Origin of the sequence: Paraburkholderia suaedae, from assembly GCF_040812055.1 — a bacterium.
Lineage (GTDB): Bacteria > Pseudomonadota > Gammaproteobacteria > Burkholderiales > Burkholderiaceae > Paraburkholderia.
Window position 1 is genome coordinate 86,937 of sequence record NZ_JBFOAH010000020.1, and the last position, 11,854, is coordinate 98,790.

The 11,854-nt window shown below is 57.7% G+C and carries 15 protein-coding genes and 1 pseudogene; 4 read left to right on the plus strand and 12 right to left on the minus strand.

Features of this window, described 5'->3' with window-relative positions; genetic code table 11:
* Nucleotides 1–14: 14 nt before the first annotated feature.
* The 4 genes from ABQJ48_RS24705 to ABQJ48_RS24720 are packed head-to-tail and all read right to left on the minus strand — an operon-like array spanning nucleotide 15 to nucleotide 3,567.
* Entirely contained in the window at nucleotides 15–932 is a 918-nt protein-coding gene (locus ABQJ48_RS24705) for a glyoxalase (RefSeq protein ID WP_367840591.1), read from the minus strand.
* Nucleotides 933–956: 24 nt separating this feature from the next.
* Entirely contained in the window at nucleotides 957–1,412 is a 456-nt protein-coding gene (locus tag ABQJ48_RS24710; protein WP_367840592.1) for a DoxX family protein, read from the minus strand.
* Complete coding sequence (locus ABQJ48_RS24715) at nucleotides 1,391–3,280, minus strand: amidohydrolase (RefSeq protein ID WP_367840593.1); 1,890 nt, start codon at nucleotides 3,278–3,280, stop codon at nucleotides 1,391–1,393. Before ABQJ48_RS24715 ends, ABQJ48_RS24710 begins: the two co-directional genes overlap by 22 nt.
* Nucleotides 3,277–3,567, minus strand: coding sequence for a XapX domain-containing protein (locus ABQJ48_RS24720; RefSeq protein WP_367840594.1), 291 nt, complete (start codon nucleotides 3,565–3,567; stop codon nucleotides 3,277–3,279). The genes ABQJ48_RS24715 and ABQJ48_RS24720 overlap by 4 nt, the downstream gene beginning before the upstream one ends.
* A 429-nt stretch (nucleotides 3,568–3,996) precedes the next feature.
* On the opposite strand from ABQJ48_RS24720, the gene ABQJ48_RS24725 reads away from it, so the two are divergent.
* On the plus strand, nucleotides 3,997–4,686 hold the full coding sequence (locus tag ABQJ48_RS24725; protein WP_367840595.1) for a hydrolase: 690 nt from the start codon (nucleotides 3,997–3,999) through the stop codon (nucleotides 4,684–4,686).
* Nucleotides 4,687–4,848: 162 nt separating this feature from the next.
* Nucleotides 4,849–5,127: a DUF1427 family protein gene (locus ABQJ48_RS24730; RefSeq protein WP_367840596.1), complete on the plus strand. Its 279-nt coding sequence runs from the start codon at nucleotides 4,849–4,851 to the stop codon at nucleotides 5,125–5,127.
* 139 nt (nucleotides 5,128–5,266) lie between these two features.
* On the opposite strand, the gene ABQJ48_RS24735 is transcribed toward ABQJ48_RS24730, so the two are convergent.
* The 7 genes from ABQJ48_RS24735 to ABQJ48_RS24765 all read right to left on the minus strand — a co-directional run bounded on the left by ABQJ48_RS24735 (nucleotide 5,267) and on the right by ABQJ48_RS24765 (nucleotide 10,093).
* Complete coding sequence (locus tag ABQJ48_RS24735) at nucleotides 5,267–5,455, minus strand: AbrB/MazE/SpoVT family DNA-binding domain-containing protein (protein ID WP_367840597.1); 189 nt, start codon at nucleotides 5,453–5,455, stop codon at nucleotides 5,267–5,269.
* A gap of 209 nt (nucleotides 5,456–5,664) precedes the next feature.
* A complete protein-coding gene (locus ABQJ48_RS24740; RefSeq protein ID WP_367840598.1) occupies nucleotides 5,665–6,381 on the minus strand; it encodes a putative phosphothreonine lyase domain-containing protein in 717 nt (238 codons plus the stop codon).
* A gap of 316 nt (nucleotides 6,382–6,697) precedes the next feature.
* Complete coding sequence (locus tag ABQJ48_RS24745; RefSeq protein ID WP_367840599.1) at nucleotides 6,698–7,333, minus strand: RNA 2'-phosphotransferase; 636 nt, start codon at nucleotides 7,331–7,333, stop codon at nucleotides 6,698–6,700.
* A 15-nt stretch (nucleotides 7,334–7,348) separates the two neighbouring features.
* A complete protein-coding gene (locus tag ABQJ48_RS24750) occupies nucleotides 7,349–7,627 on the minus strand; it encodes a hypothetical protein (protein ID WP_367840600.1) in 279 nt (92 codons plus the stop codon).
* Between the two features lie 125 nt (nucleotides 7,628–7,752).
* Complete coding sequence (locus tag ABQJ48_RS24755; RefSeq protein ID WP_367840601.1) at nucleotides 7,753–8,460, minus strand: hypothetical protein; 708 nt, start codon at nucleotides 8,458–8,460, stop codon at nucleotides 7,753–7,755.
* An 11-nt stretch (nucleotides 8,461–8,471) separates the two neighbouring features.
* A complete protein-coding gene (locus tag ABQJ48_RS24760; RefSeq protein ID WP_367840602.1) occupies nucleotides 8,472–9,173 on the minus strand; it encodes a hypothetical protein in 702 nt (233 codons plus the stop codon).
* A gap of 617 nt (nucleotides 9,174–9,790) precedes the next feature.
* Nucleotides 9,791–10,093: a hypothetical protein gene (locus ABQJ48_RS24765; protein ID WP_367840603.1), complete on the minus strand. Its 303-nt coding sequence runs from the start codon at nucleotides 10,091–10,093 to the stop codon at nucleotides 9,791–9,793.
* 175 nt (nucleotides 10,094–10,268) lie between these two features.
* On the opposite strand from ABQJ48_RS24765, the gene ABQJ48_RS24770 reads away from it, so the two are divergent.
* A complete protein-coding gene (locus ABQJ48_RS24770; protein ID WP_367840604.1) occupies nucleotides 10,269–10,604 on the plus strand; it encodes a helix-turn-helix domain-containing protein in 336 nt (111 codons plus the stop codon).
* A gap of 234 nt (nucleotides 10,605–10,838) precedes the next feature.
* Here the strand turns inward: ABQJ48_RS24770 and ABQJ48_RS24775 are convergent.
* Nucleotides 10,839–10,931 (minus strand): annotated as a pseudogene (locus tag ABQJ48_RS24775) (alternative ribosome rescue aminoacyl-tRNA hydrolase ArfB); the annotation flags it as partial.
* A 167-nt stretch (nucleotides 10,932–11,098) separates the two neighbouring features.
* Between ABQJ48_RS24775 and ABQJ48_RS24780 the strand changes: the two are divergent.
* Complete coding sequence (locus tag ABQJ48_RS24780) at nucleotides 11,099–11,740, plus strand: VC0807 family protein (RefSeq protein ID WP_367840605.1); 642 nt, start codon at nucleotides 11,099–11,101, stop codon at nucleotides 11,738–11,740.
* Nucleotides 11,741–11,854: the final 114 nt, after the last annotated feature.

An 11,854-nucleotide genomic window follows, 5' to 3' on the forward strand; every position in this document is an offset into this window, starting at 1 on the left:
GTAGTGACGCTGTCCTATTTCGCAGCCGCGTGAATTTCCGCGATGTACCCGCCCGGGAACTGGACGATTGCCGATTCTCTCCGGTCCGACGTGAAAGGCTGCACCAGAACCGAAACACCAGCGGCCTGAGCCTTCTTCATGGTGTCATCGAAGTCCTTCACTTCATACCCGGTCATCTCGCGCCCATACGGGTACGGAAGACGTCCATCGGTCACAAAGACAGTCATGTTCCCGAATCCCGACGTCAGTCGAACGCGCCGGAAGGTATCGTTCGGCCGACCGATTTCAACGCCTGGCGCGCTGTGATTGTCGGAAACCACCTTCCCGTGCGAGAACCCGACCCAGTTGTTGATGAGTGCGTTTGCACGCCCCGGCGAGACGTACACCCGGTTCTCCGGAACAGTCTCGAGCGCCCCGTAGTTCGGAGCCTGCGTATGCCAGTAGAGCTGCATGTGCACGCCGCCCGGCCACGAGATGACTGCATCACGCCCAATCGGGTCCGCGAAAGTATCGACCATGACATCAGCGCCGTGAGCCTTCGCCGATTTCATCGCGCCGTCCATGTCCGTGACGAGGTAGCCGGTACGCTCGTCACCAAACGGAAACGGAATCGGTGTCTTGAAGCCGAACACCGAAATCGTACCGACCGGCGTGAAGACCAGTTGAGACATCGTCTGGCTCGGTGTCGGCGTCACCTGGAAGACGCCTTGCTGCGATTTGTGGCCGCCAAACGTGGCAGCGAAGCTCTCCGTGAACTTGTCGAAGTCTTCCGGTGCCACATACACGTGAGTAGTGTCGTACTGCGGCCCGACAGAGTAAGACGCAGATTGCGGCGCCCCGATGTTTGCCTTTGCGAAAGAAGTCGACGGAGCACTTGCAACCAGACCGAGAGCAAGAGCAACGGCGACGCCGAGCGATTGAAAGTTACGCATGATAGTGAGTTTCCTGTCTTTTTTTTAGACGCGAGAGCGTCGCTCACCGCTGGCCAGATAGGTGGCCATCACGAAGGCGGCAATCAATCCCAGGTGCTCAAAAAAACTGTTCAACGCAACGAAGCGCGCCACGCCTTCCAGACGCCAGAAGTCGTTCGCCACGAGCATCGCCACCCCCGTCAATCCAGCTAGCGCTCCCGCTCCGAGCCACGTGAACCTGTTGAAGATGACGCACAGGGAGCCGGCAATCTCCACGAAAATCGCCAGGGTAGCCCAAAGCCACCCGGGATGGAGACCGAAGTGCACCTGCTCAGCGACCGCAGCGTCGAAATGCATCAGCTTGGCGACACCGCCAATGAGGTACGCTGAGACGAGACAGATGCGGACCGATGGCATCACCCACGGTTGACGAAGCAGCGCCGCTACCCAGGATGGACTGTCCACCATTGGCCCTTGCTCTAGACCGCCCAGCACGCGCATCCCAGCGCTCCCCAAAAGCCCTTGTAGTCCGACGTCGGCGCATTGCCGAGCCACGCGCGCCGATGGTCGTGACCGTGAACGCCGCAAGCGCGCGCGCAGTCACATGCTGTGGACGCCACCTGCTGAAGCGGCGCGCCGGACTCGTCGCCCTGCTTCCACGCGGCAAATCCGCCATACTTTCGCACCGGTGACCAGTCAGGCATCGCCGGAGGTGGCGGACTGTCGTCCAGGGCGGCGAACTCGCCAGTCGCATACACCACCTTGCCGCCTACCACCGTAAGCAAAGACGAAGCGCCAGCAATGTCGTCCTCGGCGCAGGCAAAGAAGTCGCGGTCAGGGACGATAAGGTCCGCGAGCTGACCGACTGCAATCTGCCCTTTCTTGCCGACTTCATTCGAGAACCAGGTGACCTTCTCGGTCCACATGCGCAGGGCCGTCTCACGGTCCAGACAGTTGCGCTGGGGATAAATGCGCAGGCCGCCGACCGTCTTGCCGGTCACCAGCCAGGAGAGGGAGACCCACGGGTTGTAGGACGCCACTCGCGTTGCGTCGGTCCCCGCCGACGTATGAATTCCTTTCTCGAGCATTCGCGCAACAGGCGGCGTGCCCTCAGCCGCCTTCTCACCGTATCGCTCGACGAAATACTCGCCCTGGTACGCCATCCGATGCTGGACCGCAATGCCCCCACCGAGCGCTGCGATGCGGTCCATCGACTTCTCTGAAATAGTTTCCGCGTGGTCGAAGAACCAGTTCAGGCCGGCAAGGGGAGTATCGCGGTTCACCTTCTCGAATACGTCGAGCGCACGACTGATGGTCTCGTCGTACGTCGCATGCATACGCCACGGCCAGCGATTCTCCACGAGCACGCGAACGACCCCTTCGAGGTCGCCCTCCATTTCCGGAGGCATGTCCGGGCGCGCCACCCTGAAGTCCTCGAAGTCCGCCGCCGAGAACGTGAGCATCTCGCCCGCGCCGTTGTGCCGGAAGTAGTCGTTCCCGTCCTTATACTTCGACGTCTTCGTCCAGTTGACGAAGTCTTCTTTTTCACCCTTGGGCTTTTGAGTGAACAGGTTGTAGGCCAGCCTGATGGTCAGCAGTCCCTCAGCGTCTAGCTTCCTGACGACCTCATAGTCCTCCGGGAAGTTCTGGAAACCGCCGCCGGCATCAATGGCTCCGGTGACGCCCAGTCTATTGAGCTCGCGCATGAAATGCCGCGTTGAGTTCAACTGATATTCGAGAGGAAGCTTGGGGCCCTTCGCCAACGTCGCATAGAGGATGGCCGCGTTGGGCTTCGCCAGCAGCAACCCGGTCGGATTGCCCGCGCTATCGCGCACAATCTCGCCACCGGGGGGCTCAGGCGTGTCCTTCGTGTAGCCCACCACTCGCAGCGCCGCGGCGTTCAGTAGCGCGCGGTCGTAGAGGTGCAGCATGAAAACCGGCGTGTCGGGTGCTGCAGCGTTCAGCTCCTCGATGGTCGGCAAGCGACGCTCGTCGAACTGGTGCTCCGTGAACCCACCGACGACACGTACCCATTGAGGCGGCGGGGTGATGGCGACCTGCGCCTTGAGCATCTCCATGGCAGTCGCCAGTGAGCGCACACCATCCCACCTGAGCTCCATGTTGAAATTCAGCCCGCCACGGATGATGTGGAGATGATTGTCGATTAACCCCGGAAGAGCTGAGCGTCCCTTCAGGTCGACCGTACGCGTGCCATCGGACTTGAGCCCGCTTATCTCGCTGTCGCCGCCGACGGCAATGAATTTACCGTCCTTGATAGCAACCGCAGTGGCAGTTGGCTTCGACTTATCTAATGTCGTAAACCGGCCATTAAGAAGAATCAAATCTGGCGCATCTTGATGAGACGTCATGAACGCTTCTCCTCAGACGATACTCCCGCCATGGGCCGAGGGCTTCCGGAGTTCCGGCCTGGCAAAGACCCAAACAGGTGTTGATTGCAATGCTCCTCCTTCCAGGCCACACGAAAGTTGGCCCCGGAAAGCATCTTCTTTACAACCGGGAAAATTTGTTCGCCCGCGAGTATGCCTAAAAGGCCCACGAGGGCGACGATAGGAGGGGCCGGTGACGGCACGCCAATCAGGCTGTAGACCACGCCTATCAGGATTCCAGCCAGCAGCGAAACCACATACGCTTTCATCGACCAACCCTCCTCTGGTACGCCGCAAGCAACCACTCGCGACGACGAATGACCAAGCTGAAAAAAATAGCATTCCTCCACGTATTCGCAACTGGCTTCAAAAGGTGTCGCCCACCTGGCAACGACTGAAGGACGCATTCCAGCGAGACACCGGCTATCGAAGGACAACGAGTCTTGCGCTTTCCTCGCAGCTTATGACTTTCCATGTCCAAAGAAAAGCATCTTACTGGCAACATACATAAAACTGTTATATCGTTATCGACAGCGTCACACTATGCTTCCTTTCGACCACGAGACGGCATTGCTCATGTCTTTTTTCTCCAGCCAGAGACACGTCGCTATTGGCTTCATTAGAGCAATGCAAGGGCTCTTCCGGCGCTCAAATCTGGCGCGACGTTTTGTTAAAACCTCAGACGAACGGATGACATCATGGGCACAGAGAAACTGGAAGTACTTACACCGACCAACAGCCAAATCATCTTCATCGACCAGCAGCCTCAGATGGCCTTTGGCGTCCAGTCAATCGACCGGCAAGTATTGAAGAACAACGTCGTCGGACTGGCGAAGGCGGCGAAGACATTCAACATCCCGACGACTATCACGACGGTCGAGAGCGAAAGCTTCTCCGGCTTCACGTACCCGGAGCTGCTCGACGTGTTCCCGGACCAGCCCACTCTCGAGCGAACCTCGATGAACTCCTGGGACGACCAGAAGGTCCGCGACGCGCTCAAGAAAAACGGCCGGAACAAGGTCGTCGTCGCCGGCCTGTGGACGGAGGTCTGCAACACGACGTTCGCACTCTGCGCGATGCTCGAAGGCGGCTACGAAATTTACATGGTCGCCGATGCGTCCGGCGGCACGTCGAAGGACGCGCACGACTTCGCGATGCAACGAATGGTGCAGGCCGGCGCCGTCCCGGTCACATGGCAACAGGTCCTGCTCGAGTGGCAGCGCGACTGGGCGCGCAAAGAAACGTATGACGCAGTGATGGAAATCGTGAAGGAGCATTCGGGCGCTTACGGAATGGGCGTCGACTACGCCTACACGAGGGTTCATAACGCCCCCCAGCGTACCAAGACAAAGCACGAGTCTCTCGCTCCAGTCCCGGCGAAGACCTGACGTAACAACGCATGCTGAGCAGGTGACATGCGAGGCTCGTCCCCGGAGTAATCATTCCGGTGCGGGCCTTTCAGTGCAATGTCCATGGCTATTACTTGAATGCAAATAGTTCGCGACATCCACGGAGCACGCTGGCATCCGAGTCCGAGCAATTTTCTGCCAATGAAACCTTATATTCTCTCGCTCCTTGGTGGCATTCTCGCCGGCGCGATATACAGCCTGATTCGTGTGAGGTCGCCGGCGCCGCCAATGGTGGCCCTCGTCGGATTGCTGGGCATAGTTATCGGGACGCAAATCATTCCAACTGGACGCCAGCTTCTGGCGGACTCTACGCTCCCGTTCGCAAAAACAACGATGGTGCAGGCGCACACAACGCATTCGCCCCGTTCGAATAACGCCAAACTGATTTCGGGCGTGCCCGCCAACGTCTCGCCGAATTGAATCCAGCAGCCTGAGTCGACGCCGCCGAGCGCTGCTTTGAGTCGAACAGATAGGCGCACTCGTGTTGCTGCAGAAGCCTTACGAGTCTGCTGTCATTATTCACTGGCTTACCGTCGCCACGTTTTCATGTCCTCGATGGTCACCCCTTGGACCGGGGATTCCACGATTCCCCCAGCTCCAGAAGCGACTTCGATTTTACCCGTACCAGGACTTTGCCATCGGGCATGACATGCCATACCAGTCGCGTGCCCGGCTTCATGCCTAGCGCTTTCCTGACCTCGGCAGGCACGGTGGTACGGCCTCTGGTTGTCAGTCGCGATTCAGCCACGAACTTCCCCTTGGATGTTCGGGTAGGTCTTCACATAAATCGCAGCATTGGTACCGCTCGTCTGCGGTCTGGCCGACCACAAACTTGCCGCCAATCAGTCTGCCCGAAAGCTTCATTAGTTTGCCTGCCAGCGACGCTGGCGTCACATCTCGGGGGAAATCGTCAGGAACTGTTGTAGTCATCTGGTCCCGGTTAGCCACAATGGCTGGCTACGCACGCAAGTACCACTCATTGGGGCCGTACTTCCCGCTCCGGGTATCAATGTCACGCTTGTAGCCGAGTTCCTTCACGAAGCCCAGTGACCGCAACACCGCGCGGGCGCGCATGAGGTCCTGCCTATCGGCCCAGTCACGCGTGTAGACGCAGATGACGTGGCCATCGCGGCTCATGCTGCGCAGAGCGGTGGACACCTTGGCACACATTAGCTGGTCGCTCTCGATTACGCCTCTGATTTTGCTCCATTCCTCGTCCACTTCGGCGGGGCTTACAAAGATGCACCATTTCCCTGCCGCATCTGTAGAGGCGAAGTCGTTGTAGCTCGGGGATTTCTTGTAGTGCCAGTTGCAACTCAAGTCCTCAGAAGGTTTGTCCGATTTCCTGAACAGTCGCTCTTCAAGACGGATTTCTTCTTTCATTCGAGCCTCCTTGTGCCTGGTAATACGGCCTAGGCGACGCATATTCATGCGTCTCACAGTTTGGTCGTGCGGGATGAACCGGGAGCGCATACCGCGCCAGCCGCAGAGTTCTCTTGCTTTTACTTCCTGGTCGTCCGTCGGCTCATTCTCGCTGTCCATTGGGACCGAGGTTTCCGAAGCGGACGGGTAGCGATGAGCATTGGAGGCCATGTGTGCATTGATGAGCGCCTCCGTCTGTTCGCTCGATAGCGGGGTGGCACGCCGAAACAAGGCCTTCAGGTCAGAGGTCATTGCGAATCTCCTGTGCTCGGCATAAGCGCCGATGATGCTACGAAACCAAACACCACCGTGTGACATCCGTGCATGATGCAACCGCTCTCTGAGCCATCAAGCTCCGCAGCCGAAAGGGGTCGCGCACGATGTAGGCTGGCTCGCCTTCATCGCCGAAACCGTCGGCGAAATTCGGGCTCGCTGGCTACGCGCCCGAATTTCACATCGTTGAGCCCAGAAATGGCATCGTCGAGTAGCAACTCTTTCGCGCGCTGCCGACTCAGTTCGCGTCTTTGCATCCGTTGCGCTGTGAGAGATTTGACACGAGAACGCACGTTCATGATTTCCGCCCACCTTCGCCCGGCCTCAACTGAGTCAGGTATGCAGGCGGGACTACCGCGGTAAGCCACACGCCGTTATCCGAACACGTGAAACCGTACCCGTCGGCATGCATTTGCGCGGCATCCACGACGAGTACCAATGGTGCACCGTGGCGAGCACCGACACGCGTAGCCGTATCGACATCCGTGCTCAGATGGACCGCGTGCCTAGTTTGAGCCGTCAACCCTTCAATAGCGATACTCGTCCAGTTACTCCGAGCGGTGCCGTGATAGAGAACAGCCGGCGGTTCCTTTGCGACAAATCCTAGGCTCACTTCTATTGAGTGGCCCTGCGCCGCACGTATTCGCGTGCCATCCCGTGAAAGCGTGAATCGCTTTTTATCGCTCGTCGCGACCACAGCCTGTATGACGTCTTTGGTGATTGTCGGCAGCGTTCTCAGTCGCTTTGACGCACCCGGAGTGCGCGCAGCGCGTTCGATAGCGCGTATCAGTTCGTCGACAGATACCCAGCCTTGACTGTCGAGCCGAATGCCAATCATCTCGGGTTCGTGTCGCAAAATCTTCGAGAGAAGTCTGCTAACCGCGATGTGGTCGGCCGGGAGGTGTGTATCGGTTTTCGGCATCGTTACCATAAGAAGGTACCCATCTCAGTGCCTCTTGCGTTGCTTCGCACGGCATTGCTCCAACTCTTTACTGAGAGCGTCTATCTCCGCTTGCATGCCAGCTGCTCTTCGAAGCAACTGGCCGACTTGCTGCCAGTATTCAAAGCCAAGGTCTCCGTCGGCGAGAGCAAGTTCGTGGATTTTGCGGAGCGCAATCTCCAAGTCAAGTTGATTTTCGATAGGCATATTGCTCTCTGCAGTGAACGTAGCATGATGCTCGCGCGAGGAAACGGTTGGGCGCCGGAATATGTAGCCCTGGTTCACCTACCGCTTCTTTATGTTTACACGACCAACGCGAGAGCGGCTCCGACCGCCGGCACATACAGTAGCGGTAGGTTTTGGAGAGCGATTTCCGGAATCTGTTCCATGGCCTCGAAGGGAGCTGAGACTCAGCGCTTCGCGAATTCTTCAGCGGCTTTCAGCACAGGCTTCACCTTTTTAATTGCGAGAAATTGGAGCGGCGTCGAACCACCGAGCGCTTCTGTCGGAGTGGTAAAAAAGTCCCATCTGTTCCAACCGGATGTATCACCTAGACTACGTATGACCTCCGCGAAGTCATTGTGATGAATCATTGGGGAAATAAAGAACGCGGGGATGTACACCTCTCCTTCAAGCTCAACGCTAAAGACTTTCCCTGAAGCGACGGATTTGCTCAGCTTCTTCTCTGTAACATCTGCCGCCCCAAGGTAGTCGCCCATACGCAGCAACTTTCCCTGACGCACGAGGTCGTAGCGCTCGGAGTTTGGCGACGCGCTCTGTATCGCACCCTGGCTTTCAGATGTTCGCAGTTTGGTTTTTCGGCTAACGCCCTTGCGTTGTTTCTCACCCTCGTCACGCATCGAAGGGAGGTCTAGGTTCAATATCGTCGACACGCCAATGACTTTCCACAGTCGATTCTTAAACATACGACCGAGTTGCTCGTCGGAAAGTGTGAGAAGCGCGTTCCAGCTTATAGGGTCAACCAGGAGGGCAGCGACAACTGCACAATGAATCGCGTGGTCTATCTGTGCAAGCCACGCCTCTTCGAGCGAAGCGGTGTCGCGTTTTTGGCGAGAGAGCCGTGGCTTTGACGCTCCTTTGGTCGTGGTTGGATTCATGGCGGCAGGAATTAGTTAGACAGCGGTGTGGTTCTTGCAATACTAAAGAACACCGCACTTAGGGCTTTGAATTCATCTGCTGCGGCAAGTGCGCGCTCCACCTCATCGCGCTGCAGAAGTCTCAGCGGCGTGAGACCTCCAAGTGACTCTGATGGCGTCGTGAAGAATTTCCATTTGCTCCAACCGGTTGAGTCACCCAAGCGCCGTACGACCTTCGCGAAATCCCTCTGGTCGACTAGATTCGATAAGGCAAAAATTGGGTAATACTGGTTGGACTCAAATTCCACGGTGAATACTCGGCAAGACGCAACGTCTTCGCTTAGTTTCTGCTCAGTGATGCCTGCGGCTTTGCAGAAGTTCTCTGCAGGTAGCAGCCTTCCTTGTAGAACAAGGGAGTACCGCTCTATGTTGGCCGCAGAGACATTGGTCAAACCCGGAAATTCTGAAGCTCGGCGGTTGGTCAAGCGGCCTCGCTTCTCGTCTTCCTCACGAGTGGAACTTAAGTCCAGGTTCGACAACGTAGCGGTGCCAATGACTTGAATGAGGTGTGCTTTGAAGAGACGCCCGACTTCCGCATCGGACAGGGCAAGAAGCGCTTCAGCGCCTGTTGGGTCCGACAGCATCGCCGCAACGGCGGCATTGCGCATGACATGTCGCACATCAGTGTCATTGAACAGCGGGATGTCCTTCGTGATGCTTCCTGGCCGTGGCATATTCCTTCCTTGTGTTGCTACCTCAAACTTACCGGTGCAGGACAAAGTCGAACGTCCGCACCTAACGACAGGCCGGCCTTCCCGGATAAGCTCGTTCTGCTGCCCGCCGCAGACTTCGAATCTCGCTTCGTACTCATCCGTTTCCGAAGCTCATTACGTTTACCAGCCGTGGCCTCTCAACGCGCCTACCGGATGCAACAGGCGAACACCGTCTTGTCTCTCCGTCGGTGGTGGAATACCAGTAGTGCACGACGTCCTTATCTTTGCCCTCTGCCTCCTGCCACAACCCGCTTACTCGGCAGAGCGTGACGGAAGCGTCATCCTCACTACGAGCCAACAGGTGAACCGAAAAGCTTACATCGCCAAGATGCAGTACCAGTTCAATCAGCGCCTCGGCACCGTCCACCACCCAACCGTCCGGGCTCGCGCAGTCCGCACCGCCAGATGAGGCAACGACAAAGAAGTTCAGCGTTAGGTCCGACCATCCAACGCAGCGCCACGGAAGAAGTGGCTGCATGAGCCTCTTCTTGATGGGATGTGGCTCTTCCCAACTGCTGTCAGTAAATAGCATCGGACAGGTCCAAAAATGATGACAGGGCTCGTGCACGCCTGGACGCTCAGATACGAAAAAATGCATCGGTGCACAGGGCGTCGGAACCGACAAGACGCTTGAAACCGTCATCGGTCTCAAAAATTCTCCAACACGACAGATAGACATCGGGCTCGACCGCGGTGCGAGGAATGGGCTGACGGCGCATCAAAATCTCCTTGATTGCTTGCGCGCGCCACTTGCTGGCTCTGAGACGCTGCTTTGCGCGGTACCATCCTTCCATCATGCAACGCTGGCCTAGGAACGCCGAGACAGTCGTCCCAACAACATCGACGTTTGAGCTAGTTAACAGCTCGTCGTTTTCCGACATACGTCGGTGCGCGCCAGATAACTACTAGCCTTCGTAGTTAACGAGGCACAGTCAGTCCGATGGAAGACCTTGACGTACAAGTGATTTTCCCTATACGTCAGCGAGATGCCACGACAGATTCAAATTCTACGAATTACGTAGAGATTCCACAAGCGAATCCTACGATATTCGTAGAATGACAATCCAGCAATCTGCCTCTCTGTTTGGTCGGCGACTTCGGGGTGCCCGGCGTCATGCGGATATTCCACAGGACAAATTGGGCGTCCAGATTGGGCTTGATGAACATACGGCGAGCGCGCGAATTAGCCGTTACGAAACGGGCGTACACGAACCACCATTTGAAATCGCTCGGAAGTTGGCCAACGCGCTATGTGTACCGGCGGCTTATTTCTATTGCGAGGACGACGACCTCGCGGAATTAGTGCTGGCTTGGGGCACCTTCTCGAAAGCAGAGCGCAGGCAACTGAGAAAGGCTATAGAGGCGAAGCTGGCTGGAAGGGGCGTTAAATAGACCTGACATGTGGCCTTCCATTATCAGCCGTCTAGCCGCAAGTTATATGGGCACGTCCGCCTCGCCCCTGTGGATAACTCTGCCCCCCTGCACCCCCGAGCAGAAGGAAAGATATTGCGAACCCGAAGACAAAAAGCCAAAACCGGCAACCACCGCAGATACTCAAAGTATCTGATAAAAGTAACAATACTTATCGTAGGTCATTGATTTTAAATTATAAGTATCTTACTTAGGGGCAGTCCTGTTGCTGTTCTGGCCGCCCGCTCCCTGGGCGCGCACTGCAGTCAATTCGATTTCGTTCGGCGGGATCGGATAGCGGGATGTCATGAGGCTGGCTTGGACCAAGAGACGTCAGTGTACACAGCGTGATGGGCGGCGCTTGTCATCAGCTTCGTAGCATCGGATATCGCGCGCGGCGGCCGATCGCAAAAACTGCTTGCAGCGCAGTGCCGGCCTCATCAATATTGCCCTCTTGCCTTCCAGCGTAAATCCATATGAAGCTTCGTCCCGGACTTGTCGTCGAACTGGCCGTCAATTTTGTGCTGCCGTGGCTCGCTTACCGGCTCGCGTTGCCGTATCTCGGCGAGACCGGCGCGCTGATCGCTTCGGCCGGGCCGCCGACCGTCTCGAGCCTGATCCAACTGGTGCGCTTTCGGCGCGTCGATGCGCTCAGCATGATGGTGGTGGCGGGTATCGTGCTGTCTGTCGCGGCAATGGCGCTCGGCGGCCGTCCACGGGTGCTGCTGTTGCGCGAGTCGCTGGTGTCCGGTGCGATCGGCGTGGTGTTTCTGCTGTCTCTGCCGATGCGCCGGCCGCTACTCTACTATCTCGCGCGCGCCACCGTCGCTCGTGAAATGGCAGGCGGCGCCGCGCGTTTCGAAATGCTGTGGCGCGAACGGCCCGGCCTCGCTTCGTCGATGCGTCTGATGACGCTGGTCTGGGGCGCCGGCCTGACCTGCGAAACGGCGCTGCGGGCGTGGATGGCGCTCACGTGGCCGATCGAACGCTTCCTGGTGGTGTCGCCGTTCATCGGCTATGGCATCTACGGCGGGCTGACGCTGTGGACGCTGTGGTATCGGAACACCGTGCGCAATTGCGTCGATGCACCTGTGCGGGCGGACGGAATGGTCGGTTGAGAGCGAAGCACGTTGGGGCCGCGACAACCTTGACTCTTCCCCCAGCTGCCCGCCCCGTCTGCGACCCGCTCTCATTCCGGTTTCTGATTCCCCGGCAAACCCCAGACGGCCTGC